Here is a 26004-nt window from a genome sequence, read left to right on the forward strand (position 1 = left end):
ATCTGAACGCCAAAATACTGAAACTCGGGTTTGAAACTTACTCGAAGTGGACGACGAAGGAATATACATCTTTTTAGTACACTCAAGGCATACAGAAAGCGTATGACTGCTTGACCGTATTTCGTAAAAAGAGGGCTTTCGTTGCTAATTATGTTAGAGAGGTATAAAATGTAAAAGACGACCGTAAAAGGGAAGTGGATGAATTATAACTTTTTTAATTTGTTTAGGATCATTCTGAAAAATATCTAAAGGAGTGATATTATGCCTTTAGTTCCAGCTATTTGTAGTCAGTGTGGTGCGAAGATTGAAGTTGATGATAACCATGAGGCAGGGATATGTTCCTATTGTGGGATGGCCTTCATCACAGAGAAGGTTATAAATAACCATCTAACCAGTATAGACAACATGAATATCCAAAATGCCACAATTAATGTTAATGGTCCAAGTGTGGAAAATTTAATTTTACGTGCTGAGCAATTTAAGACATCAAAGAATATTGAAAAAGCAAAAGAATATTATAATAAAGCTTTAGATATTGATGCAACAAATGTCAAGGCATTAGAAGGACTTAAGAATGTGGAATATGTAGGTGTTTTGGCAGGAACAACAATTACCTTTAATATGATTGATAGAATTGAAGAATTACTAACGTCTAACCAAAAGATTCAAGCCATAAAATATGTAAATCAATCAACTGGTATTGGACTGAAAGGCGCGAAGAATTTCGTGGATGAGTATGAAGTAAGCCATGATTTCAACGCTGCTTCAAAAAAAATATCTGCCACAGATATTAGCAAGCGAAAGAAGTCCGGATGCTATGTGGCAACAGCCGTATATGGCTCATATAATTGTCCGGAAGTATGGATATTAAGAAGATGGCGGGATGAAAAATTAGCGATCACATGGTATGGAAGGGCTTTCATTCATATGTATTATGCTATAAGTCCTGCCATAGTCAGAATATTCGGCGAAACTTCATGGTTTCGGAAATTATGGAAATCTAGATTAGATACCTTGGTTTATGAACTTAAGGGCATAGGGTATCAAGATACCCCATATGAAGATAAGGTTTGGGCGATTCCAAATTCTTTGAGTAAGCGAAATAAGGCTATTTTCGAGGGATACAAGAACGGTATATCTGTTGAGCAGTTGGCAACCGAATATTATTTATCACCAAAAACGGTGTATAAGATATTATCCAAAACGGAAAATGATAGATGACACTTAAAGGCGACATGGCGTAACGAATAGGCCATGTCGCTTTTTTGTTTCTGTATCGTTTAGTAGGGAGTCTTTATAAAAGAAGTAGGGTATAATTGGATTATGATTAAGAGATATAAGGCGAAAATTAGAAAGGAAGAATACCATGTATCCATTTACAGACCAGTTTATGTCCAATGATAAAAATGTTGAGTTCCTAAAAGCCACAATGATGGGACCAAACGCCATGCGGTTATCAGAGGAATTGTCGTCACACCTGAACATCAATGAGAATATGCGAATCCTTGACCTCGGCTGCGGGTGTGGTCTTTCTACGCTGTTGTTGGCGAAAAAATATGGCGCGTCCGTTTTCGCCGCCGACCTTTGGATTTCGCCAACTGAAAACTATGAGCGTTTTCAATCTATCGGGATTGATGATAAGGCCGTTCCGATTTTCGTAGACGCGACCAAGGGGCTGCCTTTCGCAAACGGATATTTTGACTTGTTGTTCACCGTGGATGCTTACCATTATTTTGGTGATACGGAGGAAATGCTCCCGTCGCTTATTCCTTTTGTGAAAAAGGGCGGCTATATTGCCGTGGCTATCCCCGGCCTAAAATACGATTTTGGGGGAAATGTTCCTGATGAAATGCAGCCGTTTTGGAATGATGAGATAGCAAGGACGATACGCTCGATTGACTGGTGGAAAGATTTGTGGAAGAAAGCAGAGGGCATAGAAATTGTGGACATTCGTGAAATGGCCTGTTGCGGCCAGGCGTGGAGTGAATGGCTGACCGCCTACCATCCCGTTGTCGCTGAGGACATCAAAATGATGGAGGCTGAGGGTGGAAAGTATTTTAATCTTGTTCAGTTAATTGCTAAAGTAATCTAACCTTAATCACCAAGACGCAGAAAATAAGATGAAGTAACATCGGGCCAAATTGGCCTGATGTGTATAGTAGATAAGAAGGAGAGTCTAATTGAGTATAGATTTGAATAACAAAAAAATACCGAAAGAAGCAATTCAAGCATTAAAAATTATAGAAGAGCTGCTTGATAGTATATTAGTTGGCGTATATTTATACGGTTCTGCTGTAATGGAAGGTTTACGCATTAATAGCGATGTAGATATTTTGGTGGTAACAAATCATAGTTTATCTGAAAGAACTCGAATAGATCTTACAAATAGGCTAATGCTTATATCTGGGAAAATAGGAAACACAAATGCTATAAGACCACTTGAAGTTACAGTCATAAATCAAAAAGATGCTGTTCCTTGGCATTTTCCTCCCAAATATGATTTTATGTATGGTGAGTGGCTAAGAGAGCAGTTTGAAAAGGGAGAAATTCCTCAACCAACTTATGACCCAGATTTAGCAATTCTATTAGCTCAAGTAAGAAAAAATAGCATTAATCTTTCTGGACCAAAAGCAACAGAAATACTTGAACATGTACCTATGACAGATATTCGAAGAGCCATTAAAGAATCTTTGCCTGGGTTGATAGCGGATATTAAAGGTGACGAACGCAATGTGATTTTAACTTTAGCCAGAATGTGGCTGACAGCCTCTACCGGTGAAATTAGCTCAAAAGATCTGGCAGCAGAATGGGCAATACCTCAATTACCCACTGAGCCTGCATCTTTACTCGATTTAGCTAGAAAAGCCTATCGAGGAGAGTATGTTGATAAGTGGGAAAGACTGGAGTCCGAGGTGGCTTCACTCGTTAATTATATGAAAAAGTCCATAGAGTCTTGTCTTAATATCTAATCAGTTATCAATATTTAGAATTGGTTAAAAAAACATCTGACTCAAAGGGGATATTAGGCTTAAGCGGATAAAGTCCAATGCCATTTGAGATGAATTATTTATATGATGCACATCAGTAGTATATTGCGTATTAAATATAAAATAGGAGGATTTCCATGGCTACTTTTGAAGATTTTATGAAATTAGATATTAGAGTTGGAGAAATTACTGAAGTTGAATTTTTTGAAAAAGCGAAAAAACCGGCTTATAAATTATGGGTTGATTTCGGTAATGAAATTGGTATAAAGAAGTCAAGTGCTCAAATTACGGAATGCTATAAAAAGGATGAGCTTATAGGTAAGCAAGTTTTAGGAGTGGTAAATTTTCCTCCAAGACAAATTGCAGATTTCATGTCAGAAGTATTAGTATTAGGAGTTTATTCATCACAAGGAGTGGTATTAATTAAACCTGAGCAACCTGTTAAAAAAGGTGATAGATTAGGTTAATACATAGTCTTCTTTAAATGTGGATTAGTGAATATGAGCAATACGGAGAAAGTGCGTTTCATGGAACCGCACTTTATAATTGCCCAAGTGACACATAAATACTGAATATAAAAGGTATTAGACAATGATTTTATGGACAATCCAACATTATCCTGCTTATCAAAAGCTGCTTGAAAATGGAATACTTACCGCAAATGAAAGTCATTTGTTTTGTCAATGACTTTCGTTACGCTTATGACTGGATGACGCGTAAAATGATCGAAGCGGATATTTATCCGGCTGGAGATAGCATTCGTTACCCTGTATGGGCATGGTATCAATGGGAGGGTAAACGAAAAAGACGGGATATGAGAAAAGGGGGCCATGCAAAGCGCGGTGAGAAGATCGTCCAATTAACGATTGACATTGACGATAAGGATGTCCTTCTTTCAGACTTTGACTTGTTTCATTATCCCTTAAATTACTGGTACTTACCTTCCGACGAAGAGGATGATGCTGATTTTGAAAGTACTTATACAAATGCGGGATTTACATGGCATGATCTATCGGATTTTCAAATACAGAGCAACGAAATGCTCTTGCTCAGGGATAGAATCGTTAAAAGTTGGGATCAAATTTTTAATTTGAGTAAAGAAGATGAAGGGTGGGCTATACGGAAAGTTGAAAACTAAGTCGATTCAAGCAACCTTATGGCAAGTAAGGCTTGAGTAGGTTGTTAAAGCCGAGGTATTCATTGCTAAATAATGGGGTGTTACAGGCTAGAAAGGCCAAAAACTATCCTACCAAAAAGCATACATTGACTTTCAGGAATTCATATGTTATTTTTTGATTATAGTACTTGAATGGAGGGGTTACGTGTGTTGATTTTTTCCCGATAAAGAGAACATTGCAATTCAATGCAGTCTTCTTTTAAATCTGCCTATAGCAGATAATCGGGATAAGTCTGTCCATACGTGACACCTTATTTATTATATTTGTCATAACAAATGAAGCCTCTCCTATTGTAAGGAACGGTTGATTTTGTGTTGATATTTATGAATAATATGGCATACTTTTCCCGATTATATCAGCACAGGCAGTAAATAGCCTGTGCTTTTTATTTTCCTTGAAAGGGAGTTTTCAAAATACGCTAGATAAGAGTGGATTGACAATGCATAATTCCAATATTGAACAATTATTAATGAAGTTAAATAGTAAAGGAGAATATCTATGACATATAAAATTGAAAATAAACGAGTATGGTTCATTACTGGAGCAAGTAAGGGACTTGGTTATGCTTTCACATGTGCTGCCTTGAAGGCCGGAGATAAAGTTGTAGCAGTTGCTAGAACTATTGATAAATTGGAAAAGCTAAAAGATTCATATCAAGAGACCTTGCTGCCATTAAGCCTCGATGTTACAGATAGGAAGGCTGTTTTTTCTACGGTTGAAGCAGCAATTGAACATTTTGGCAGGCTTGATATTGTTGTTAACAATGCGGGCATCATGACTTTAGGTATGATTGAGGAACTAAGCGAATCCGATGCTCGAAAACTGATGGACACAAACTTTTTTGGAGCTCTTTGGGTCTGCCAGGCGGTGATGCCCTATTTGAGGTCACAGCGTTCTGGACATATCATACAGATTACTAGTATTGGTGCCATTATTTCAGGTCCGATGTCTGGCATTTACAGTGCAAGTAAATTTGCTTTGGAAGGAATGAGTGAAGCTTTAGCAAAAGAAGCTGAACATTTTGGAGTGAAACTTACCATGGTAGAACCAGGAGGGTACTGGACAGATTTGTACATTGCGATGAATTACAGCAATCCATTGGATTCATACGGGACACTTCGCGAAGAACTGGCCAAACAGTATTCCGAGGATTCAGTAGATAGTGATCCCTCCCTGGCAGCGGAAGCCCTTATGAAATTAGTAGCCAGTAATAATCCTCCTTTGAGGCTTATCCTTGGCAGCGTGGTTTACGATTTAGCGATGGACACATTAAAGGCACGGATAGCTACTTGGGAGGAATGGGAGGCAGTTAGCCGTGCCTCTGAAAAAGCTATTCCTGCACCTGAGGGATATGGAGTATCTGAGGAGAAAAACTGATAAACTTTTAACTATCTTCTAGGGTAGGACTGTATCGCTGCTATAGGAACTATCTAAACGCTTTTGTTAAAAATGAGAGTCTTAACTAAATTTGTTAAGACTCTCATTATTTTACTGATCCTGATTACTGTGTTTTAGATGCTCTATTCCCCAACTATTCATTGCATCCAAAACCGGTTTTAAAGATTTTCCCAGCACCGTAAGAGAGTATTCGACCTTTGGTGGTACCTCCGGATAAACTTTTCTATAGATTATCCCATCGGCCTCCATCTGCCGAAGCTGTTGTGTCAGCATCTTCTGGCTTATTCTGTTGATACCTTTACTGAGGTCACTGAACCTTTGTGTACCATTATTGAATAGATTTCTTAGAATAAGCACCTTCCATTTGTGCCCGATCAAGTTGACTGTATGCTCAATAGGGCATGATTTATCACATGGCATTATTATCACTCCAGTCAATTATTACTCAATACTTACTATTTGGTTAGTATAGTACAAAATAGTGCCTTCTTGCAAATGGTTAGTAACACTATTATAGTGAGCATACAACAGTAACTTTTAAGCTTGATTTGGATTTAAATTGCTAATGATAGCTGAAGATTAACTTTTAATTTCAAAAAGAATGGGAGTAATAAGTAATGGATAAAATTAATATTGGCGATATTCTTGATTTTTCAACTGAAAAAAGCGCTCGTAAGGGAATATTCAAGGAAGGCAGGCTGGATACAGGACTTTTGCTTTATACCCCTGGGCAAACAACACCTGATCATAAGCATTCTGATATCGATGAAGTCTTTTATGTAATTTCTGGTGAAGGTACAATCACAATAAACAATGAAGAAATGCTTCTGAAAGAAAAGGATATAATTTTCTCGCCTAATGGTGAGACACATGGATTCAATAATACCAGTTCTTCCAATTGGGTTGTGTTGCAAATTAAAATCAACACTTCCCAAAAGGATTAAACCCTATTTATAAGAATTCGATTGAGTACAGGAGGTAGTTGATTAATGTTTACACGAATAGACCATGTTGCTCTTTCTGTAAAAGACAGACAAAAGTCGATTGACTTTTATGAAAAGAACTTTGGGTTTAAAAAGTATTTTGAACACGATGTTCCCGGGGTACCGAACCTTGAAAAGGTTGTTTATCTTCAGTTGGGCGATACCGTGTTAGAGTTTGAACATTGGACACATGAAAGGGAGAATAGGGGGTATCATTTCTGTCTCATTAGCGATGATTTTGATTCGGATTATCAAAAGCTTAAAAACGCAGGGATCCCGGTCGTAACTGAACCACATATTCCCGAGCCCAGAACACCTCAGGAAACAGGTTGGAAAAGAGTTGTTTTTCAAGGCCCTGACGGTGAATTAATTGAGTTCAGAGGATAAAAAATGTAGAGATACCGCCAAGAAACCACTGAGTCTTGATGGCATCTTTTTTACCTCCTCAAGGCACGTTGAGAGTGTAATAATGATGCCGTATAGTGGTTTTTGAGCAAAAAATGAACAAAAACAGGCTGAAAAATGCAGCCTGTTTTTTTGGGCGGGGTCAACGTCTTGCAGGTTTATTAGTTACCCTCAATATACCGTTTGAATGTAATATGATGATAAATGGCAAAATGGCCTTGCACAGTGCCGTTAAGCACTCCCGCCACCATGATTACTTTGTCTCAGTCTTACTAAAACTTGGACAGCGGTTTCTTTTTCATCATCAATCATTATGGTTTGGCCAGGTCCAGTTAAGTTCTTTATTCGTGATACTAAACTATCGTCTAAAAAATCCTGACTCAATGCATTGACTGCCTTATAATCTTCTTTTGAAGTAATACGGTGTATTATACGAATTCCACATTGAGTAAGAACCTCTGAGTCTATGGCGGATGGTTGCTGACTGGCAACAACCAATGATAATCCAGGTTGTCTACCTTCTTTAGCCCAGCGAATAATAATTTCCTTAGACAAGGTACTCTTACCACTTGGACAGAAGTTATGAGCCTCATCAATAAATAACCAAACTTTCCTCATGTCTGTAGCCAATCCTAACTCTTCCCGTCTTCTAGCAATAGTCCTCTTTTCAAATATAAAGTTGGCCAATACGGCGACAACCAAATTACGTAAACCGTAACGTCCTTGAGCGATTACACTAAGATCAAGGATATTAATGGCATTGGGCTGGAGGATTTCCCAAATTTCTCTGTACTGGTGTTCCTCGAATATTTGCCAGTCTTCGGCCATTTCTAACTTGCGAAGGAGAGCTTCTTTGGTCTTATCTAATCCGTCAAGCTTGATAATTTGATCAGCAATGTTCGGAATCAGGAAGTTATTTTTTAATTTCTTTTTACACAACCTAACCGCCTTGAAAAGCATAATTCCTTGTAACTCATTAATATCAAGATTAAATAAATCACACCACATTTCAGGGGATAGATCTGATGGGTTTAGTCTAAGACCTTGAACAAATAATCCGCGTCGTGCCAGCTCTGAAATAATATCTGACGAACCGTAGCGTTCTAACGGGTCACCCGGTACTAGTAAGTTAACACGAAAACCTTTTGGCAAGAGATTATATTCTTGCAGCTTATCGGTAGCCTCTGTTACTTGGTTTGGTTCAGCCATAGTCCAAAAGATTCCTTGTGGGTCTACGGCTAGAACTATATCTTCGCCAAAATTCGAGAGTTCTTCAATTAGAACTCCTAGGGTATAAGATTTCCCTGTTCCGGTTTTTCCACATACTAAAATCCTTTGTGATTTGTCACAAGATATCGTGATTTTTCCTACTGGCTCAATTGATTTACCGATAATTGCGGACTTTTCCATTCTTGTCACCCTTCGTGAGTTTTAATAATATTTTAGTATTCCAGAAGTAAGGAAAAGTTATGAGTAGCCTTTCAGGTTATTCTTGGCCCTATATTTTTGTGAAGCTCATGGAGGAAAAGTTCACGTTTTCAGCCAGCCGGGTCAAGGAAGTAACGGCAAATAAGACGGTTTCACCACTATATATAGTGGTTTTAAGCCCAAAAAAGGGGGAAAACAGGGTCGAAAAAGTGTGCTTTTCGGTCCTGTTTTTTAGGTGTTTTTATGTCGGCGTTCTTTTCTCGAATTCTCCGCAGAACCTCCAACCCGTCCTTCTTCGGCAAATTCAAATCCAGTACAATAAGGTCGTATTCATTTACTTCATATTCAAACAACACTTCCTCGCCGTCATAAACCGCGTCCACTGCGTAGCCGTTTTTTAGTCCCTTGGCGATATAGCCGGACAGCCCCTTTTCATCTTCAACTAGCAATATTCTCAAGGCCGTTGCCTCCTTTGCTTTTAGATTTAATCTTAGCAAAAGCCATGTTAGATTTTTGTTAGATCGAGTTTTCTTACTATACAGTGTTTGCGGTCACAAATGAACAAAGCTGATATCAACTATAAAATGAAATACAAAGGGTAGGAGGGTGATATAATATGGCGAAAGCACTAATAAGTCTAAGAACCGGAGGTTATTATGAATGAATTGTTTACAATAGGAGAAATTTCTAAGCTTTTTAATATAGATGTCCGTCTCCTTCGTCATTACGATAAGATATCTTTGCTAAAGCCCGAATTCGTCAATAAAGAAAATGGATACCGTTATTATTCCACACGTCAATTTGAGTGCCTGAACACAATTCATTATCTCCGATCTTTAAACATGCCTTTGCCCAAAATCCGTGAGTTTTTTGAAAATCGTGATGATAAAAAGATGCTTAAAATTCTCGAGGAGCAAAAACGGCAAGTAGAAGAAGAACGCAAACAGCTGGATCGAATCGAAAGGAAACTTGAAAACAGGTTACTGCAAATTGAAGATGCATTTCAAACTGAATTTGATAAAATAGAAGAGCGTACCCTAAAGGACAGAGTAATAGCTGTACTAAAAAAAGAGCTCTCCATTTCGGACGACCTGGAACAACCGATCCGTGAATGGCAAAGCGCAATTCTCTCCATGCAGTGATGTTTCTCGGAAAAGTAGGCGTTTCCATTTCAAGCCCTGATCTTCAGGGAGGTAAATTTAATAAGTTTTCTGCTGTTTTTGTCGTCATTGAACCGGAGGACAACCGCGGCGAAAACTTGTCCTGCCTGCCGGGAGGCAATTATTTGACTTTGCGCTTTCGAGGTACGCATAAAGACGCGAAGGCTTCATATATCAAAATGCTTCAATATATGAAAGAAAGAGGGTATGTGATCGCAGGAGATTCCCTTGAATTTGCATTGATTGATTACGGCCTTACCAACGATCCCTCGAAATTCATCACCGAGATACAAATTCCATATAAATAAACCTTGACCCTCCAATTATTGGAGGGTTTATTGTTTGTGATGAAGGAGGTTTTATTGTGATAGGTACTATTGTAAATACGCTTGCTATTCTGATCGGAAGTATGATTGGAGGCGGCATTAAAAAAGGCATCGGGGAAAAATATCAAAACGCATTGTATAACGCGATGGGACTTGCCGCATGCGGCCTTGGCATAAACGCAATCGTCCAGAACATGCCTAAAAGCACTTTTCCCGTATTGTTTATCATCAGTTTTGCAATCGGCAGTTTAGCTGGCACTGTTTTAAATTTGTATGACAGATTTGAAAGGCTCACAAAACGTTTCTCCAAAGGGAACTTGGGTCAAGGACTCTCTACCGCCATAGTGTTGTTTTGTATCGGAACGTTATCTATCTTAGGGCCTATGGAAAGCGCGCTTCATGGCAACCACACTTATTTGTATACAAATGCGACGCTGGATTTCATTACGTCACTGGTTTTAGCGTCTGCGTATGGTATCGGGATCGCTTTTTCTGCGGCAGTGTTATTTTTATGGCAAGGCAGTATCTATCTTTTTGCAGGATACCTATCATCTTTTCTAACCGCAGACTTACTCACTGAAATCTCACTGATCGGCGGATTTCTGATTTTGAGCTCAGGGCTTTCCATTTTGAAAATCAAGGATTGCAATGCGCTGAATATGCTGCCCGCATTAGTTGTACCGGTTGCGTGGTTTATCATAAAAGCAATATTATCATTTTAAACGGCAAAGGCAGACAGTTTAATCTTCTGTCTGCCTTTGCAAAAAAAACTCTTAAAACGAATCATCCAATATTTCAGGATAAGTCAGAATCATTCGGACGACCTTATTATCCGGTTTAATATCTGCCAGGGATTGCTCTTCCTTCAGATCGAATTGAAAATACAAAGCTGCTGCACCTTCGACCTTAAACATTCCATAAATTTTGCCTCCATGGATGCTCACAGGCTCGATATATTTGGGGCGGTAAACCTCGAATACTTTGGTTGACGTATCTCCCATTTTTATTCCCAAATTGGTCGCAGCCTCTGGCGATTCAACCGTGATTTCTAATACTTCTCCCGATTCAGCACCAATGAAAACCTTATAGCCGTCATAATCCCATCGGTAGACTTGCTCCGGGAAATGTCCTGTCTCTCCGCTGGGAGCAGTCTCTTTATACCCCTTACCCAAGGCCGCTTCCACCTGAGCTTTGGTATCTCCAAGGTGTACACCCGAGATATCCGGCCGGATATTTTTAGTGGTTTTTTTGGTTTCCTTCCCCTGCGGATCTACTTCTGTGTAGTCAATATCGCCTTCTTGATTCCAGGACTCTACTTTGTACAGGTAATCAATAGCTTTCCAGATATATTCGCTCTTCGGATTCCCCAAAGTATATACTTCCAAGGAACCCCACCTGGGACCATGTTCATGGGTTTCATTACCATAAGCCAGAGAGTGGCTGTCTGGGCTCCAGACCGGAATGCCCATGCTCTTCATCTTATAGGATTCTTCATGCAAGGTATCCACGATAATGATGCTGCTCTCGACCCCTTCTCCCAGCTTCTCACTGATGAGGACATGTTTGCTGTCAGGTGCCCAGGAAAAACCAAGGGTCGTCGGCTTAACATCACGGACTAATTTGGCCTCCTCTTCTCCGACCTTCCAAAGATAGGCCTCATCGGCCCCGTTCTTGTCTGGCTTCCCTGCCTGGATATAAGCTACCATTTTTTCATCGGGAGACCAGGTTGTTTTCTGGACATCCGTTAGAGACGAGAGTGCCGTCGTAATCTGCTCTTTCGATAAACCTTTTTGTTCTCCAGGTTTATCTCCATTCTGGTTGGATTTCGGTGTGCAGCCTATTAAAGAAGCTATTAAGACAATCACCAGTACCCCTGTTAATAACTTTGTTACTGATTTATAAGACATTTTTTTACTCCTTTTTTGCATTTTATTTCTCGGCAACCACCATAAGATGATAAGGGTTTTGTTCAAAATTATTGACGGTCAAAGTTCCGTCGGTCTGACGAATTGCATTTTTCCTCTTTCGCCCAAATTTGATAATATTATTTAATTGCAGATTGCTTACAATTTCTTCAAGTTGTTAAGTAAATGCAGGTACCATCGTTAAAAAGAGGCCAATAGCAGTGACCGTTTTTGAAATATTCCCTACCGCCAAGAGTGGCTTTTATATTGTTTATCCGTTCGCGGCGGGACTTAGTAGCTTCTGGATCCACGGCCACTGAGGTGAAGATAACATCACCCTCTTTGACCCCAGTAGGCAGGAGTAAGCGGGGGAGGTTAAAGATTTGGCGATCATCAGTTTCTACTACAGCAAAATCTTCTTCGAAACCGATCTATGATGTATATAATGCCTCCTTTATAGTATGAAGGAATCTTCATCGTCGGCTGGCGATTTCCTTCTTTTCGATAAAAGGTTATGTTTTATGTAAAGAAAAAACCGTTGGCATTGTCTACCTGTTGTCAACGGTGAAGGAGTTTTCATGGTAAAAGCTAATAACCATGTAAAGAGAAATAGATGTTTTGAGCGAAGTAATTTGCCAGAACGGAGATTATGATGAAGAAATAGTCAGGAATGAAGTTGACGAAATTCAGATTTTTGGCATTTCGTTTTGATTTTCCGTAAGAATGGTTTACAGGAGAAAAGGTTGCTCAAGAATGACTGATGAATATGCAGAATTTTCTACGAAATCCCTTTTATTATGGTATATTTATTATAATATCAAGGGTTGGCAAAATACTATTTTATAGATAGGGAGTAATCATTATGGAAAAGCAAAAAAGCAATGTTTGGGATGTTAGGTTTGAAAAAATAAATGAATTGGGAGAAGTCGGAAACGCCAGAGTTTTTTATGTTAGCGATAAAAAAGTGGACAAGAATTTGCTTTAAAATATCTATAAAAGTGAAGAAAAGAAATATAGATTTATTGATGAAATATATCCAAGAAAAGTATGATATTTGAAAATGGAAAATACCCCGAAAGTCTAAGAGATCGAATCGTTACAATTTACTTTAATTGAAAGAAAAGGCAGATGCCAAATCGATGAAAAAATAGCCTGCCTAGGCGACTGTTTCTGAAATGTATTCTGTCGCTAAGGGGCACCGGAGAGAAGCAACATCCTTTTTGTATCTTCAAGTCATATAGAGCGCTGCTTAACACATTGTAGATAATAGTAATACATTGATTGGAGTAATCTTTGATGAATAAAATTAAGAGTAAATCCAAAAAGAAAACTAAGAGCAGTATGAGTGATTCTATTTCAGGCAGTAAATATTACAAATGGCGCTGCTCATTGTCTATTAAACATCCAACTTTTCTTATAGTCGGCGATTTAATATTTTTAATTACTCTATTTGCAACAATGCTTACGATAAAAGATTCATATATTAATTGGCATCAGCGACAGTATGAATCTGATCAAGCAGCATTAGAATATTATCGTATCGGAGAAAAGTATTATTCCGATAAAAATTATAAGGATGCACTTAGTAATTTTGAAAAAGTTTACGATATAAATAAAAGTTTATTTGATACTAAATATTATTACACTATGTCTATGCTTGGAGTAAACCAATCTAAGAATTCAATACTTGCAAGAAAAGTCTTATATGAAAATAGTGAATATCTTAATGATAATGAAAAAGCATTATATGCTATGTTAGAATGTAATCAAGGAAATTATTTCAACAGCTCAAATATACTCGCTGAAATAAAAGAACCTTTTAGTTTAAGAAGTGATATTTTTAATCAATACATAGTGACATCTTCAATTACAAATTTTAACCTAAGTTTTAAAGAAGGACAAAATAAGGTGTTTGATAATAAATTATTAATTGATAGGAAGATAAATTCTCTTGGACTCCTATCTGATATCGATATAAAAAAATTTGATGATGTTACAGTTAATCTTGATATACAGACTCTATTTAGAGATGAATCTTACAAATTAAAAGAAAGTGCTATGGAAATGTTTATTTTCTATTTAAATGAATGTATGGAAAAAGAAGAGTATGGTAGGATACTTCCTGTTATGGAAATGGCCTCAAGTTATTTTGAAATTTTTAGCACTAAAGAAAATGTAGCAAAAGACTATCTTAACCATTTTTATGATTATATGAATATGTTTTCTGGATACAATCAAGTACATTTAAAAAGCATAGATATAATAACTAAAAATGTAATTTGCAAACTGGAAAATGGCAATAAAGATATATGGACAAATGATTTGATACGATGCAAACAAATTTATAATAAAATTATTGATGATTATAATACGGATTGGACTCCGTATAATTGATATGGCGATAAAAAATCAATGCTATATTGATTAGTTTTGAACTTAATGATCATTTCCACCAAGGAATCATCTGCTCTATATGACATCTTTTTTGTACCCAAGGCATGTGGAGTGTGTCGTGTTGATAGAACGAAAGTAGGTAATACGGCTGTATCCCGGGTTTTAGGGTACTGTCAATAGTTTTTCGCAAATTGATTTCCGCTTGATATGATCATCAGTATAATGGCCGTGACCCTAGCTAAGGACTTGATATGGGGATGGCGGATGCTACTCTTTAGGATAAAACATTCAGTTCTAATGTTGTCCAAGGCCTGGCCTTTACCATCATTGAGATCGTTTATAATTGTGTTAAAGTGGTTAGGATCATGAAAAGTGAACCACTTCTGCTCATATAAAACTGAGCCATTGTGCTCAATTAATGGAGCCAAGTTTAGTTTCCAACCTCTGTTTCAATCTATAGGAGTCAGCGTTCATGTCCAATATGTATACGTTCATCAAAGACACTCTTGCTCAAATTTTGCAGAGTGTCTTATTTTTGTGCTATCCTTACGCTTGGTAAGGAATTCTTAGATCGTACATAGGCGGTTTTATAGCATCACTGTATAAGTTGCAACAGCCAGAGAGAACCGTTATGCGATAGTACGAGCGTTCAGAAGACCGTAAGGGATATCGGTCTGGTCATTATCAAAGGAACCTGGTCACTACTTCCGGAGAGGTTAAACTTAAAGTACCGAAGCTAAAAGGGGTAGCCTTTGAAACAGCCATCATTGAACGATATCGGCGGCGGGAAAGCTCCGTAGAAGAAGCACTGATTGAAATGTATTTAGCGGGTGTCCTCTGTTCGCCGAGTGGAGGATATCACTGAGGCATTATGGGGGACCAAAGTATCCGACGGGACCGTCAGCCAACTCAACAAGAAAGTTTACGGGCACATTGACACTTGGCGTAACCGCCCTCTGCAAGGAAAGTATCCTTACGTTTACTTGGACGGAATTTATCTTAAGCGTAACTGGGGTGGAGAATATGAGAACGTCGCCATCCTGATTGCGATGCAGTCAACGAAGACGGATACCGAGAAGTGATCGGAGCCAGCGAAGGAATGAAGGAAGACAAAGCCAGCTGGCAAGAATTCATAAAAAGCTTAAAGGAACGGGGCCTCTCTGGAACCCAGTTATTTATCGGAGATAAATGCTTAGGGCTCTTAGAAGCTGTCCATGAAGTCTTTCCTGATGCAAAATTTCAGCGCTGCAACGTTCACTTTTACCGTAATGTATTTTCGGTAACACCGCGTTCAAAAATGAAAGAAGTGGCGGCCATGCTAAAAGCCATTCATGCTCAAGAAGACAAAGCTGCGGCAAAAGAAAAGGCAACGGCGGTCGTCAATAAACTGCGGGATATGAAGCTGAAAGAAGCTGCTAAAAAGGTCGAAGATAGCATTCTGGAGACTCTGACCTACATGGATTTTCCACAAGCTCACTGGTCAAAGCTTAGGAGTAATAACGTCATTGAGAGATTAAACCGGGAAATTCGTCGCAGAACACGGGTTGTCGGTACCTTTCCGGACGGTAATTCAGCTCTCATGCTGGTTTGTGCTCGACTACGACATGTAGCCAGCAAAGCCTGGGGAACAAAACAATACATGAGCATGAAACATTTGGAAGAGATGAATAAAGAAAACCAACTTGATGCTGGTTAATCACCAATCAACTCTGGGGAAGACTTGACATGGGACCCCGTGCCGGATGCTCCAATGGGTCGTGGAATGGGGCTCAAAAGGTGGATTCCTTTTGGGTAAGCCCCATCCCCGTTCTTAAGGGTAGCATCCGTCACCCCCATATCAAGTCTTGCCCTGGGGTTATATATAAACCTACTGCCAAGCAGAAAATCAAATTTGCGAAAGATTATTGACAGTACCCGATAGTGTTGCGTTGTATTGACGGCCGTAAAATAATTACCCATGTCCCTAATTAATGATCAGCCGGGGAGTTAGATAAGGTATCCCAGGTATTGCACCGGGTACCCACCATGGTTGTTTTTCCTTCAGCTTGAGCGGAACAGCAAAGACTACCTCTCCTGCGAAAAGGATGGACTTCGGTCCGTATTTAGACCGGGTGCTGTCCAGAGTGTTGGCCACCAGGTCTAAGGCTTCTTTACATGAAACTCGCTCCCATTGCCCCTGAACCCCCTTCGCCGGCTCGCTTCATCGAGTATTTCAGGCTGTCGGGATGATAGGTCCACTGGAGGCGGGATACTCCCCGCAGACATGGACGCAAATAGAAGTTTGGATCAGGAGTGATGTGAACAATTCTTTCCTTAGCAGCTCGAGCTGCTTTTATCTTGTTGGTGCGGCATAAACCATGAATAACTGGTGCCTCTAAAGTTATGGCTCCACCTAAAGTAAGTGTTCCGTCAAGGCATTTTCGGCGAGATAAATTTAATAAAGTCACTTCCTGAAGTCTGTGTAATGTTACTCTTTGGGTGAATCAACGGTCTATGTCGGAATAAATAAGGGAAGGAGGTTTTCGGTGTGAAAATCTCCTTCCCTTATTTATTTGTTCTATTTAATCATCTTTGCCCAAGTTCAATACTTGTAAGGCAATATAAACATTGACCATATGATCAACTCGGCGCAGGTCGAAGCCTGTTACTTGTTCGATTTTTTTGATGCGGTTACGCAGGGTGTTTTCATGAACATAGAGTGCTTTAGCGCATTCGGCAATCTGACATTTATACTCGATAAAGACCCTGAGACTGTCCAGCAATCCTGTATTCTCAGCTTGGTCGTATTCAATCAGAGGACCTAGAACCCGTTGGCTGAATTCCTCCAGTTCCCTGGCCGGCTGAGTAAAGATAAATTTAAGAAACCCCATCTCTTCAAAGTAGCAAACGCTTTTATGATCAAAGACTTTTCCTAATTCCCAGGCAACCTTGGCTTCCTGATAGCTTTTATATAAATCTGTGACAGAAGGGACTCCTGAGCCTATTCCCACACCGATTGAGGAACGTTTTTTTCCGTGGTCAGCGAGCCGGTCGAGAAAGCTGTTAATAAAATTAGCCAAGGAAGTTTTAAGCTTTGCCTTCTTTAATCCGTTAATATTGAGAATAACCACCAATTGAAGGTTGATATAAGCACTGATCGGTGAGGAGTGGTTAAATAAGCGGGGCAGTATTTCCCGGGCCGTTTTAAAATCTTTATCTGGGAGGTCAATAACTAAGGCAAGCAAGGATCCCTGTAAATTCCACCCCCAGGATTTCACCTTTTCGTGGATAGTCGCTTTTGAGTCATAATTGTTGTAAAGGATATCGCGAATGAAATCGTCCCGGTATTGTTCTTGTCTTAAGCTGTCTTCACAGCTGCTTTTCAGTGAGAGAAGCAAGGGCATAGACGCATCTAAGATAGTTTGCTTGTCTTCTGCAGACAGAGGTTTTAGCTTTAGTGCATTGGTAACGGGGGTGGTGTCCAGGACAATACAATAGCCCAAGCAATAATCTCCGGTCAGCAAGGGCAAATAGACAAAGGGAAAGATCTGATTATTTAAAGTGAATTGAGCATGATGCAGAATGTGCTCAGAGCGGTTTAGAAAATCAGCTTCATTGATTTTTACATCGGGAACATATAAGAACTCATCTAAGTTAAGATTGAGGTTCAAGGGATCATGGCAAGCCAAAATACGGTGGACTGAATTGGTAAGCAGCACCGGCCGATTAAGGATTTGAGATAAGCGCCAGATTAAGTGAGGTATACCTTTACCTTGGGCAAGATCTTGAATGAGCTGATAGAATAGGCCACCGGGATTAGTCATTACGGTCACCTTCCTTCATGATAGTATGGTTCGGGAGATGTAAGCCAACCTGTTTCCCTATTTTAAGTGGGTGATAGCGGGCTGCCGGCCGAGTAACCTGAATTCGGGGGATTCCAGGGAGGGTCTTAAGCAAAAGGTGCTCGTGATGTTTCAAGGGATCAAAGAGTTGCAAAGCTTCGACAGGACAGGCCGCTATACAGAAAGGTTCCTCACCTTCTTCCAATTTATCGAAGCATAAATCGCATTTGATGACTTTTCCGGTATCGGGGAGAAGTACAGGAGCTTCGAAAGGACAGCTGCGTATACAGGTGCCGCAACCCTTGCATTTTCCTTCGTCGAAAACGACAATACCGTCTCTCCGTTTACGGTAGGCGTGATTAGGACATAAACGAAAACATTCAGGATTGAGACAATGATTACAGGATGAAGAAAGATAGTATTTCAGGAGACGCCCTTCCATTGCCAATTCAATGGCAGTTACTTTGCGCAGAGTAATACCTGGCGGCAAGTTATGGTTGACAGAGCATGCCGTCTGGCAAGAACGGCAGCCAAGACAACGGTTTGGATTAAAAACAAAACCTTTTTGATTCATTTTGCTACCCCATCTTAACCAAATTAACGAAGCAATTATTATAAGCAATACCAGGGCTTCCAGAAAAGATTTGTCCTAAATCTGTACTCTCAAAACTAAGCAGGGTATTGATTAGTTTGTTGTTCATATCCTCCATCCCCATATAAGTGATGACGATATCAGGTGGGAGGCTGAGGGAGAAGGAAACGGGCAATTCCAGTTCACCCATTTCATTATATACTTTCGCCAGATCCCCTTCTGCCAGGTTTTTTTGCCGGCCGGTGTCAGGATGCATGAGGAGTAAAGGGGCGTTTTCTAAACGACGTAATAGATCGATAGTATAAAACTGAGAGTTTAGAGTAATAGGTGAGCGGACAACCATTAAGCGAAAAGGATAGGAATATGATGATACAGGCTGGTCAACAGGAATAGGCAAGGGAGGGGCCCGATGGAGGGCAGCTGTATGGGAGAAAAATTCATAGCGCCCAGAGGCTGTAGGAAACTGACGATCCTGCCAGGGGACAGCCGGCAGGTTCACCCGGGCGGGGTGATGGGCCAGTTCGCGGTAGTCAGTGATACCCAGAGAATCATTGAGGGAAGCAAATTCTTGAGTCAGCCATGCCCGGGCATCCCCGTGTAGGGGAAAAGAGCTTAAACCTGGTTTGAGCTGATGAAGCACAGAAGCCAGCCCGTGCATTATTTCAAAGTCCGACTTGCTTTCTCCTAAGGGGGGAATAGCTTGTTGGTTAATCGCCGCACCATAATGCCATAATGAAATAACGACATCTTCAAATTCAAAAGGAGAAGAAACAGGCAGCACATAATCAGCCATCTGAGCGGTGGCAGAGAGAGTTTGATCAGCGACAACCACTGTATCAATAGTTTTCATGGCCTGGATAATTTGTGCCGAGTCGGGGTCCTGGGCCACCGGGTTTCGTCCGGCAACCCACAGGAACTTTATAGGCGGATCAAGGGTATCCAAATGAGTATACCAATCGGTCCCCAGAATTCGATTGTCAGTATTATTTTCTGATAAACGCTGTCTTACTCCGTAGGGCAAACGGAGTTTGCCGTACTTACCGGCATGTTGTAACTGTTCATAGGAAGTATAATGCACATTACCGCCAGAAATGCCGATGTTACCGGTTAATGCGGCAAGGCTGTCAATTATTCTGGCGTTTTGTCCGCCGGAGGGACCTCGTTGAATTCCAGGTCCCAACCTGATCGTTGCGGGTTTGATGGTACCATACAAGCGTGCTAACTCGTACAGTTCGGTGATGGGAATACCGGTAGAAGATGAAACATGGTTGAGATCGACGGTTTCTATATAATTACGGTATTCAGGCCAGCCAAAGGTGAAATTATTTAAAAACTCATGGTCGACCAGATGTTCCTCAACTAAGATTTTGGCAAGCCCCAGAGCCAGGTCACCATCTGTTCCCGGGCGTATCCGATAATAAATATCACTGCGGGCAGCTGTTGAGGTGAAGATGGGATCAATCACCACAATCATTGCCCCTTCATCCTGAGCTCCAAAAATATAACGCATCTGGTGTATGGTCGTCCAAGCCGGATTCGCACCCCAAATGAGAATGAGGCGAGAGTTCTTCATGTCTTCAGGAAGGGGCTTTTTAAGTGCACCATAATTTAGAATGAAAGCATCAGTTCCAGCAGATACACAGGGGTTGCCTAAAAGCGTGGTAATCGGTCCCAAGGAGCCAAAAAGGCCTTCTACGCTTTGGCTTAAAAGGCCTGTAGTTCCCAAAAATTTATTCATGCTGACAGGTAATAGGCTGCCATACTCTTGATCGATTTCAACCAGCTTGTTCCCGATTTCCGTGAAAGCCTGTTTCCAGGAAATCCTTTGCCAATTTCCGCTCCCTTTCCTTTGCTGTTTAAGAGGATAAAGAACCCGGTAGGGAGAGTAGACCAGTTCTTTCAGCGCATAACCCTTGGCGCAGATTTTTCCCTGGGTATAAGGATCGCGGGGATCTCCTTTTATGTTGATAATTCGGCCGTCGACGACATCGGTTAGGAGGCGGCATGATGCGGGACAATCGGCTGTACAGACATTACAGTAGGTCTGAGACATCTTATGGATACCTCCATTTATTTGGGGAAGATATTAAAAATTCATCTTATTTTATCAGAATCTGCTGGCGAATTCACCCTTTCAGGAGCCAAGAAAGTGATAATGTGGTTTATCACAATGCGGACACCTTTAAAATGTCCATTTCCACACAGGTTGTAACGAGGGGGGAATTAACAAGGGAGCCACTGTGCTTTTTACAAATAAAAGAGACAATTCATGGATTTTCCTACAGAAGAGAAAGAAAGTATAAAAACGAAATAGCTTTAGCGAAAGTTTTAATACTTAATACCGAAAAGAAAGGAAAATCATGATGAACATTTCGAGACGTAACTTCATTAAGGGTGGTGTGGCTGGAACAGCAACACTGGGATTGTCCGGCAGCTTGCTCTTTGCCGACAAATGGTTGCGCCCCGCCACCGCGGCAAGCGATTCAGGAGAAAGGATAGCCTATACGTACCACCCCCCGGGCTGTGGTGGCCGATGTGCGTATCAATGCACAGTGCGGGACGGCAAGCTGGTAAAGATTGAACCGAATGATTGGCCGGATCACCGGTATTCCGTGCTCTGCACACGTGGGCTGAGCGAACTGCAGCGGGTGTATAGCCCTGACCGTCTCCAAACTCCTTTGAAAAGAGTAGGGGAAAGGGGCGAAGGCAAATTTGTTCCGATCTCTTGGGATGAGGCTATTACAACGGTTGCGGACAAATTTAAAGAATTGCACAGCCAATATGGCGGCAAATCCATTTTGAAAATGATTTCGGCAAATCAGGAATATGCAATGCCGCTTTTATCATCATTGTTAGGAATGCCAATTGCCCTCGAAACTTCGATTGATACCGGAATGGCTAGTGGATATGAGGAAGTAACAGGCACAGCGCCTTTTGGTTATTCTCATCATGAGATTACAGACCTGGTCAATTCTAAGACGATCATCATGATAGGCGTTAATATTTTTGAAACGACGGTAGCTGATTCCCAATTCGTTTTTGAAGCGAAGGAAGCAGGTGCCAAACTTATTGTCGTAGACCCCAATTACAGTACTACAGCGTCAAAAGCCGATCAATGGATTCCGATCAAGCCAGGTTCCGATCCGGCTCTGCTCCTGGGTATGATTAACATTATCCTTGCCAATGGCTGGTATCAAGCCGACTTCCTGCAGAAGAATACATCCGCGCCCTTTTTAATCAGAGCGGATAATCAGCACTTGCTCCGGCAAAACGACTCTGCCGACGGGCCTGATGAGAATCCGTTCATGGTGTGGGATGAGGTTAGCGATTCGCTGCAGCCTTATAACGCCGCTGGAATTCAACCTAAATTAGAGGGAGAATTCACTGTCGGCGGGATGCAGGTCAAAACTGTATTCTCTGCATTAAAGGAACAAACAAAGCAATATACACCAGCCTGGGCTGCTGAGACTACAGAAATACCGGAACAGACCATCATAGACTTAACCCGGCAATATGCTACAGGCGGTCCGGCACGTCTGGCCTGGGGCTTTGGCGGCGCAGAGAAGATTTCCAATAGCGATATTTTCGGGCATGCCGGGGCTATCCTCGGGGCTCTGACCGGTAATTTCGGGCGAACAGGCGGCGGTGTAGGCAATTGCCTGTTCCATAGAATCAGCTGGGCATATGTTACACCGCTTGCCCCATGGCCGTTGCCGCCTCAGTTCAAGACCGGTGTAATGGAAATGCCTACTGCCCTCATGCGTTCTCGACCGAATTCTGTAAAAGCCGTTCTCAACCTTGGGAACAGCTTCCAGCAGCATTTTCCTAATTTCCATCAAGCCGAAAAATGGTTCAAAGAACAATTAGAATTTATAGTTACGGTCGATGTATGGGACAATCTCAGCGTAGCTTACTCCGATATTGTACTGCCTATCGGCAGCTGTTTTGAGAGCAACTATGATATCACTCGATTCCAATTGAACAGAAATCATGCTCTTCTTTCCGAAAAAGTAATCGAACCCCTCTTTGAAAGCAAGAGCGATTTTGAGATCGAACAGTTATTGGCTGCCAGATTAGGATTTGAAGAATACATGCCCAAAACCCCGGAAGATTATATAAGAGCCCAGCTGAGTTCTCCCCATCCTTTCCTGGAAGGAATCACGGTGGAAACGCTTAAAGCAAATAATTTCATTATGCGTTTGAATTGCCCGACAGAACCTTATATAGCTTCCAAGGATCAGATATATAAAACGCCATCTACTAAACTGGAGATCTACAATGAAAAAATGATAGAATTCGACCAAGCTTTACCGGCATATGAAGAACCCGCGGAAATGAACTCTGAGTTAAGGCAAAAGTATCCGCTGCAATTTGCTCAGTATCGTTCCCGGTTCCATGTTCATTCCCAGTTCATGAGAGTCTCCTGGATTAGGCAGTTTTGCCCTGAGCCAAGGCTGGAACTCAACCCCTTTGACGCCAAGAGTAGGGGATTGGCAAATGGAGACCTCGTTGAGGTGTTCAATGACCGGGGTGAATTTAAAGCCCGCTGCAAGATTATGAATGATCTGCGGTCAGGGGCAGTCAGGATGGAAGAAGGCTGGTGGTCTAAAGATATGCCTGAAGGAGATATGAATAATGTAATCAATGATGCCTTTAATCCCCGTGGATTTAAGCGGAAATACGGACCGATCTTTCCTTTTTATGATACTTTGGTTGAAGTGAAGAAAGCTTAGGGGGTGAAGAAAGATGGCAAAAAAATTAGGCATGGTGATTGATTTAAAACGCTGCACGGGATGCACAACATGTGCAAACGCGTGCAAGATGCAGAATAATGTTCCCATGGGTATGTTATGGAACCGTGTGCTCACAGAAGGCGGGGAAGAGTATGATACTAGCGCAGGAGTATACCCGAATTTGCAAAAGAGCTTCCTCCCGATTGCCTGCCAGCATTGCGAAAATGCAGCGTGTGTTAAGGTTTGTCCGGTAGGTGCTACTTACAAAGATGAGCTGGGCAGGGTAGTGATTAATTACGACAGATGCATTGGCTGCCGTTTCTGCATGGCTGCCTGCCCCTATAATGCCCGGGTATTTAACTGGGAGGCACCGGTGCGTGACCCTGGCTTTAATTATGGAGATAAAGACGTGCCGATTCGTAAAGTAGGTGTAATGGAAAAATGCTCATTGTGCAAGGAACGTACCGACACAGGATTAGAACCCATGTGTGTAAAGTGTTGCCCGACTAGAGCTCGGAAATTCGGTGATTTGAATGATCCGGAAAGTGAAGTTTCCCGTTTAATTCGGGAGAGGAATGGGCAGCAACTTTTATCGGAAAAAGGGACGAAGCCGCAAGTATATTATTTGGGCTAGAAGGAAGGTGTAATTAGATGGATAAAAAGGGAAACCTAACTATCGGAATGGTTGTCTTGGGGCTATTAACTCTTATGGGGTTAGGAGCTTGGGCTTTCCAGCTGGTCAATGGACTTGGCGTAACAGGAATGAATAATGTTGTTTCCTGGGGATCCTATATCGCGATGTTCATGCTCTTTGTTGGTCTTTCCGCCGGGGGTCTGATTGTGTCTTCTTCGGCAACGGTATTCAATATTCCGTCTTTTAAAGTTGTAGCGAAACCGGCAGTCATTCTTTCTACGGTCTGCATTATTATCGCTGGGATATTCATTATTGTGGATATTGGCAGTCCGTGGCGGATTTACAATTTAATCCTGCATCCTCAATTTCGTTCTCCTTTGATGTGGGATGTGGTGGTCATCACCTTGTACCTAGCGCTGAATCTGGTCTACCTCTATTTCATGAGCCGATCTGAGCCCGATGAAAGGAAGTTAAAGATTATTTCCAGAATCGCCCTGCCGACGGCAGTGCTGGTCCACTCCGTCACAGCTTGGATTTTTGGTTTGCAGATAGCCCGCGCAGGCTGGCACAGTGCTCTGATGGCACCTCTATTCGTTGCTTCGGCCTTGGATTCAGGACTGGCCTTATTGATTATCGCCTTGTTGGCCTTGAACAGATTGAAACTATTTGCAGTGGAGAAAAAACTGATTGGGACTTTAGCCGGCCTTCTCGTTACCTGTGTTGCCGTTGATGCTTTTTTCGTCTTCTCGGAGGTTCTGACGATGCTTTATCCGGGAGGAGACTCGACCATGGCTGTATTAAGGGAAATGACCAGCGGGTTTGCTGCTCCGTTTTTCTGGGGGGAAATCATCCTTGGCTTTATCCTGCCCTTTATGATTCTGGTATTTAAGAAGAACAGAGAGAATACGAATTATGTTATTTTTGCTTCGGCAATCGTGATTTTAGGAGTATTTTGCAAACGCTTCTGGTTGCTGTTTTCCTCGTTTATCCATCCTAATGTTCAAGGGGCTCCCGGTGTTACCTATGGAAAATTTACTGAAACTATTGGGGATATGTGGTCCCTTCATGGCAGTTATGCGCCAACCTGGGTTGAATTGGCCATCATCATCGGCATGCTGTCCATGGGTGCCTTGCTCTTCTCTTACCTCAGCAGCCGGTTCCTTTTAGGAAGAGCCGACTTCATACCAACGGTGAAGCAAGGACAAGCAGCGGAGAACAAATAACATACTGAAGAGAATGAACGGCAAAATGGTTAGAAAGGAGGGAGGTTGGTCATGATCTATTCCTGGACTGAGGTTTGGAAGTTGCGAACCGAGTTGTATAAGTTTTTTGGCAATTGCCTGTTGGAGCCAACCTCAGAAGCAGCGACAACACCCTTAAATGGAGGGCTGTGGGGAAGTTTTCCTTTAGAGCCGGCTAATCGGCAGATGGAGTCCGGGCTGGAGCAACTAAGAAAATGTACGGCAGACCTTAAAAATATGCTGCAAAATGAGGCTCGACAAGAAGTTTTGGCGGAGTACACCAGCCTCTTTTTGGGACCTGGCCGGCCCAAAGCCCCGCCGTGGGAATCCGTGTATCGGACTGAAGAGCAACTGCTATTTTCAAGAACAACGTATGAAGTGAGGAAAATCCTTGCGGACAACGGGTTGGAAATAGCAGAGAAAAACCACCAGCCTGAAGATCACATGGGTATTGAATTGCTTGCTTTAGCCATGATGAGTGAGAATTTGCTTGTTGTGCAGGATCTGGCGGAGCAAAAGACAAGGATTGCTCAACAGGCAGCCTTTATTGATGAGCACTTGCTTTCCTGGATTCCCGAGCTTTACAGGGATGCCAAACAAAATGGCAGTGTAGGCTACTATGGAGGATTAATCGAGCTGATTTGGGGGGTTCTCATCTGGGATCGTGAACTTTTGCATGAGTTTTTGACTCAGGACTAGAGGACTTAGCTAATAGCTTATATAGGCGTCTGAAGTAATGCGGCATATAGCGAATCGATTGCTTCGCTATATGCCGCTATTTATAGGAACTCAAGACATGAGAAAGCGATAATGTGCATTT

27 protein-coding genes and 1 pseudogene are annotated in these 26004 nt (G+C 41.5%); 18 read left to right on the top strand and 10 right to left on the bottom strand.

Features of this window, described 5'->3' with window-relative positions; all coding sequences use genetic code 11:
• Positions 1 to 261 precede the first annotated feature (261 nt).
• From DESDE_RS20785 to DESDE_RS08265, 6 genes are all read left to right on the top strand, one after another.
• Positions 262 to 1221: a CFI-box-CTERM domain-containing protein gene (locus DESDE_RS20785; RefSeq protein WP_014793581.1), complete on the top strand. Its 960-nt coding sequence runs from the start codon at positions 262 to 264 to the stop codon at positions 1219 to 1221.
• A gap of 145 nt (positions 1222 to 1366) precedes the next feature.
• On the top strand, positions 1367 to 2092 hold the full coding sequence (locus DESDE_RS08245; RefSeq protein WP_014793582.1) for an SAM-dependent methyltransferase: 726 nt from the start codon (positions 1367 to 1369) through the stop codon (positions 2090 to 2092).
• Positions 2093 to 2180: 88 nt separating this feature from the next.
• Positions 2181 to 2969 carry an aminoglycoside nucleotidyltransferase ANT(9) gene (ant(9), locus tag DESDE_RS08250; protein WP_014793583.1) on the top strand — a complete coding sequence of 263 codons (789 nt, stop codon included), beginning with the start codon at positions 2181 to 2183 and terminating at the stop codon, positions 2967 to 2969.
• A gap of 155 nt (positions 2970 to 3124) precedes the next feature.
• Entirely contained in the window at positions 3125 to 3454 is a 330-nt protein-coding gene (locus DESDE_RS08255; protein WP_014793584.1) for a tRNA-binding protein, read from the top strand.
• Between the two features lie 194 nt (positions 3455 to 3648).
• Positions 3649 to 4125 (top strand): DUF3841 domain-containing protein, encoded by a 477-nt coding sequence (locus tag DESDE_RS08260; RefSeq protein ID WP_158309863.1) that lies wholly within the window; start codon positions 3649 to 3651, stop codon positions 4123 to 4125.
• 538 nt (positions 4126 to 4663) lie between these two features.
• The gene (locus DESDE_RS08265; RefSeq protein ID WP_014793586.1) at positions 4664 to 5542 is read left to right on the top strand and encodes an SDR family oxidoreductase; all 879 of its coding nucleotides are present in this window, start codon (positions 4664 to 4666) and stop codon (positions 5540 to 5542) included.
• A 111-nt stretch (positions 5543 to 5653) separates the two neighbouring features.
• On the opposite strand, the gene DESDE_RS08270 is transcribed toward DESDE_RS08265, so the two are convergent.
• Positions 5654 to 5983, bottom strand: a complete 330-nt coding sequence (locus DESDE_RS08270) for a winged helix-turn-helix transcriptional regulator (RefSeq protein WP_014793587.1) — start codon at positions 5981 to 5983, stop codon at positions 5654 to 5656.
• Positions 5984 to 6180: 197 nt separating this feature from the next.
• On the opposite strand from DESDE_RS08270, the gene DESDE_RS08275 reads away from it, so the two are divergent.
• Together DESDE_RS08275 and DESDE_RS08280 are read left to right on the top strand one after the other, a co-directional pair.
• Positions 6181 to 6507, top strand: coding sequence for a dimethylsulfonioproprionate lyase family protein (locus DESDE_RS08275; protein ID WP_014793588.1), 327 nt, complete (start codon positions 6181 to 6183; stop codon positions 6505 to 6507).
• Between the two features lie 45 nt (positions 6508 to 6552).
• Positions 6553 to 6933: a VOC family protein gene (locus DESDE_RS08280; RefSeq protein WP_014793589.1), complete on the top strand. Its 381-nt coding sequence runs from the start codon at positions 6553 to 6555 to the stop codon at positions 6931 to 6933.
• 249 nt (positions 6934 to 7182) lie between these two features.
• Here DESDE_RS08280 and DESDE_RS08285 read toward each other — a convergent pair whose 3' ends face one another.
• Positions 7183 to 8361 (bottom strand): ATP-binding protein, encoded by a 1179-nt coding sequence (locus tag DESDE_RS08285; RefSeq protein ID WP_014793590.1) that lies wholly within the window; start codon positions 8359 to 8361, stop codon positions 7183 to 7185.
• 191 nt (positions 8362 to 8552) lie between these two features.
• Positions 8553 to 8837: a response regulator gene (locus DESDE_RS08290; protein ID WP_014793591.1), complete on the bottom strand. Its 285-nt coding sequence runs from the start codon at positions 8835 to 8837 to the stop codon at positions 8553 to 8555.
• A gap of 198 nt (positions 8838 to 9035) precedes the next feature.
• On the opposite strand from DESDE_RS08290, the gene DESDE_RS22865 reads away from it, so the two are divergent.
• The 3 genes from DESDE_RS22865 to DESDE_RS08300 are packed head-to-tail and all read left to right on the top strand — an operon-like array spanning position 9036 to position 10587.
• Complete coding sequence (locus DESDE_RS22865; protein ID WP_345787839.1) at positions 9036 to 9521, top strand: MerR family transcriptional regulator; 486 nt, start codon at positions 9036 to 9038, stop codon at positions 9519 to 9521.
• Positions 9521 to 9847 (top strand): GyrI-like domain-containing protein, encoded by a 327-nt coding sequence (locus DESDE_RS22870; protein ID WP_345787840.1) that lies wholly within the window; start codon positions 9521 to 9523, stop codon positions 9845 to 9847. The genes DESDE_RS22865 and DESDE_RS22870 overlap by 1 nt, the downstream gene beginning before the upstream one ends.
• A 56-nt stretch (positions 9848 to 9903) precedes the next feature.
• Positions 9904 to 10587, top strand: coding sequence for a DUF554 domain-containing protein (locus DESDE_RS08300; RefSeq protein ID WP_014793592.1), 684 nt, complete (start codon positions 9904 to 9906; stop codon positions 10585 to 10587).
• 51 nt (positions 10588 to 10638) lie between these two features.
• On the opposite strand, the gene DESDE_RS08305 is transcribed toward DESDE_RS08300, so the two are convergent.
• Both DESDE_RS08305 and DESDE_RS21105 read right to left on the bottom strand, forming a co-directional pair.
• Positions 10639 to 11772, bottom strand: a complete 1134-nt coding sequence (locus DESDE_RS08305) for a hypothetical protein (RefSeq protein WP_014793593.1) — start codon at positions 11770 to 11772, stop codon at positions 10639 to 10641.
• Positions 11773 to 11939: 167 nt separating this feature from the next.
• Positions 11940 to 12200, bottom strand: coding sequence for a DUF3006 domain-containing protein (locus DESDE_RS21105; RefSeq protein WP_345787843.1), 261 nt, complete (start codon positions 12198 to 12200; stop codon positions 11940 to 11942).
• A 431-nt stretch (positions 12201 to 12631) separates the two neighbouring features.
• Between DESDE_RS21105 and DESDE_RS22735 the strand changes: the two genes are divergently transcribed.
• The 3 genes and pseudogenes from DESDE_RS22735 to DESDE_RS08320 form a co-directional block, all read left to right on the top strand.
• Positions 12632 to 12754, top strand: a complete 123-nt coding sequence (locus DESDE_RS22735) for a hypothetical protein (protein ID WP_014793594.1) — start codon at positions 12632 to 12634, stop codon at positions 12752 to 12754.
• A gap of 311 nt (positions 12755 to 13065) precedes the next feature.
• Entirely contained in the window at positions 13066 to 14163 is a 1098-nt protein-coding gene (locus DESDE_RS08310; protein ID WP_014793595.1) for a hypothetical protein, read from the top strand.
• A gap of 640 nt (positions 14164 to 14803) precedes the next feature.
• A pseudogene (locus DESDE_RS08320) lies at positions 14804 to 15859 on the top strand (IS256 family transposase); the annotation flags it as partial.
• Positions 15860 to 16126: 267 nt separating this feature from the next.
• On the opposite strand, the gene DESDE_RS21605 reads toward DESDE_RS08320, so the two are convergent.
• The 5 genes from DESDE_RS21605 to DESDE_RS08340 form a co-directional block, all read right to left on the bottom strand.
• Positions 16127 to 16297, bottom strand: a complete 171-nt coding sequence (locus DESDE_RS21605) for a hypothetical protein (RefSeq protein WP_148269911.1) — start codon at positions 16295 to 16297, stop codon at positions 16127 to 16129.
• A gap of 16 nt (positions 16298 to 16313) precedes the next feature.
• Complete coding sequence (locus DESDE_RS21610; protein WP_148269912.1) at positions 16314 to 16610, bottom strand: hypothetical protein; 297 nt, start codon at positions 16608 to 16610, stop codon at positions 16314 to 16316.
• A 114-nt stretch (positions 16611 to 16724) separates the two neighbouring features.
• Complete coding sequence (locus DESDE_RS08330) at positions 16725 to 17966, bottom strand: PucR family transcriptional regulator (RefSeq protein ID WP_014793596.1); 1242 nt, start codon at positions 17964 to 17966, stop codon at positions 16725 to 16727.
• Entirely contained in the window at positions 17959 to 18558 is a 600-nt protein-coding gene (locus tag DESDE_RS08335) for a 4Fe-4S dicluster domain-containing protein (RefSeq protein WP_014793597.1), read from the bottom strand. Before DESDE_RS08335 ends, DESDE_RS08330 begins: the two co-directional genes overlap by 8 nt.
• Positions 18559 to 18562: 4 nt before the next feature.
• The gene (locus tag DESDE_RS08340; RefSeq protein ID WP_014793598.1) at positions 18563 to 20629 is read right to left on the bottom strand and encodes a molybdopterin-dependent oxidoreductase; all 2067 of its coding nucleotides are present in this window, start codon (positions 20627 to 20629) and stop codon (positions 18563 to 18565) included.
• A 307-nt stretch (positions 20630 to 20936) separates the two neighbouring features.
• Here DESDE_RS08340 and DESDE_RS08350 point away from each other — a divergent pair, with 307 nt between their 5' ends.
• From DESDE_RS08350 to DESDE_RS08365, 4 genes are read left to right on the top strand one after another with little or no spacing between them, the layout of a single operon-like run.
• The gene (locus DESDE_RS08350) at positions 20937 to 23309 is read left to right on the top strand and encodes a molybdopterin-dependent oxidoreductase (RefSeq protein WP_014793599.1); all 2373 of its coding nucleotides are present in this window, start codon (positions 20937 to 20939) and stop codon (positions 23307 to 23309) included.
• Positions 23310 to 23322: 13 nt separating this feature from the next.
• Positions 23323 to 23943: a 4Fe-4S dicluster domain-containing protein gene (locus DESDE_RS08355; RefSeq protein ID WP_014793600.1), complete on the top strand. Its 621-nt coding sequence runs from the start codon at positions 23323 to 23325 to the stop codon at positions 23941 to 23943.
• A 17-nt stretch (positions 23944 to 23960) separates the two neighbouring features.
• A complete protein-coding gene (gene nrfD, locus DESDE_RS08360) occupies positions 23961 to 25166 on the top strand; it encodes an NrfD/PsrC family molybdoenzyme membrane anchor subunit (protein WP_014793601.1) in 1206 nt (401 codons plus the stop codon).
• A gap of 51 nt (positions 25167 to 25217) precedes the next feature.
• Positions 25218 to 25883, top strand: a complete 666-nt coding sequence (locus DESDE_RS08365; RefSeq protein ID WP_014793602.1) for a TorD/DmsD family molecular chaperone — start codon at positions 25218 to 25220, stop codon at positions 25881 to 25883.
• The last annotated feature ends 121 nt before the right edge of the window (positions 25884 to 26004 follow it).

It is taken from the genome of Desulfitobacterium dehalogenans ATCC 51507 (assembly GCF_000243155.2).
Classification (GTDB): domain Bacteria; phylum Bacillota; class Desulfitobacteriia; order Desulfitobacteriales; family Desulfitobacteriaceae; genus Desulfitobacterium; species Desulfitobacterium dehalogenans.

What these genes read in the sequence shown, in the direction of transcription:
- DESDE_RS20785 (WP_014793581.1), top strand. Translation starts at nt 262, where the DNA reads ATGCCTTTAGTTCCAGCTATTTGTAGTCAGTGTGGTGCGAAGATTGAA.
- DESDE_RS08245 (WP_014793582.1), top strand. Translation starts at nt 1,367, where the DNA reads ATGTATCCATTTACAGACCAGTTTATGTCCAATGATAAAAATGTTGAG.
- DESDE_RS08255 (WP_014793584.1), top strand. Translation starts at nt 3,125, where the DNA reads ATGGCTACTTTTGAAGATTTTATGAAATTAGATATTAGAGTTGGAGAA.
- DESDE_RS08260 (WP_158309863.1), top strand. Translation starts at nt 3,649, where the DNA reads ATGAAAGTCATTTGTTTTGTCAATGACTTTCGTTACGCTTATGACTGG.
- DESDE_RS08265 (WP_014793586.1), top strand. Translation starts at nt 4,664, where the DNA reads ATGACATATAAAATTGAAAATAAACGAGTATGGTTCATTACTGGAGCA.
- DESDE_RS08270 (WP_014793587.1), bottom strand. Translation starts at nt 5,983, where the DNA reads ATGCCATGTGATAAATCATGCCCTATTGAGCATACAGTCAACTTGATC.
- DESDE_RS08275 (WP_014793588.1), top strand. Translation starts at nt 6,181, where the DNA reads ATGGATAAAATTAATATTGGCGATATTCTTGATTTTTCAACTGAAAAA.
- DESDE_RS08280 (WP_014793589.1), top strand. Translation starts at nt 6,553, where the DNA reads ATGTTTACACGAATAGACCATGTTGCTCTTTCTGTAAAAGACAGACAA.
- DESDE_RS08285 (WP_014793590.1), bottom strand. Translation starts at nt 8,361, where the DNA reads ATGGAAAAGTCCGCAATTATCGGTAAATCAATTGAGCCAGTAGGAAAA.
- DESDE_RS22865 (WP_345787839.1), top strand. Translation starts at nt 9,036, where the DNA reads ATGAATGAATTGTTTACAATAGGAGAAATTTCTAAGCTTTTTAATATA.
- DESDE_RS22870 (WP_345787840.1), top strand. Translation starts at nt 9,521, where the DNA reads ATGTTTCTCGGAAAAGTAGGCGTTTCCATTTCAAGCCCTGATCTTCAG.
- DESDE_RS08305 (WP_014793593.1), bottom strand. Translation starts at nt 11,772, where the DNA reads ATGTCTTATAAATCAGTAACAAAGTTATTAACAGGGGTACTGGTGATT.
- DESDE_RS22735 (WP_014793594.1), top strand. Translation starts at nt 12,632, where the DNA reads ATGGAAAAGCAAAAAAGCAATGTTTGGGATGTTAGGTTTGAAAAAATA.
- DESDE_RS08310 (WP_014793595.1), top strand. Translation starts at nt 13,066, where the DNA reads ATGAATAAAATTAAGAGTAAATCCAAAAAGAAAACTAAGAGCAGTATG.
- DESDE_RS08330 (WP_014793596.1), bottom strand. Translation starts at nt 17,966, where the DNA reads ATGACTAATCCCGGTGGCCTATTCTATCAGCTCATTCAAGATCTTGCC.
- DESDE_RS08335 (WP_014793597.1), bottom strand. Translation starts at nt 18,558, where the DNA reads ATGAATCAAAAAGGTTTTGTTTTTAATCCAAACCGTTGTCTTGGCTGC.
- DESDE_RS08340 (WP_014793598.1), bottom strand. Translation starts at nt 20,629, where the DNA reads ATGTCTCAGACCTACTGTAATGTCTGTACAGCCGATTGTCCCGCATCA.
- DESDE_RS08350 (WP_014793599.1), top strand. Translation starts at nt 20,937, where the DNA reads ATGATGAACATTTCGAGACGTAACTTCATTAAGGGTGGTGTGGCTGGA.
- DESDE_RS08355 (WP_014793600.1), top strand. Translation starts at nt 23,323, where the DNA reads ATGGCAAAAAAATTAGGCATGGTGATTGATTTAAAACGCTGCACGGGA.
- nrfD (WP_014793601.1), top strand. Translation starts at nt 23,961, where the DNA reads ATGGATAAAAAGGGAAACCTAACTATCGGAATGGTTGTCTTGGGGCTA.
- DESDE_RS08365 (WP_014793602.1), top strand. Translation starts at nt 25,218, where the DNA reads ATGATCTATTCCTGGACTGAGGTTTGGAAGTTGCGAACCGAGTTGTAT.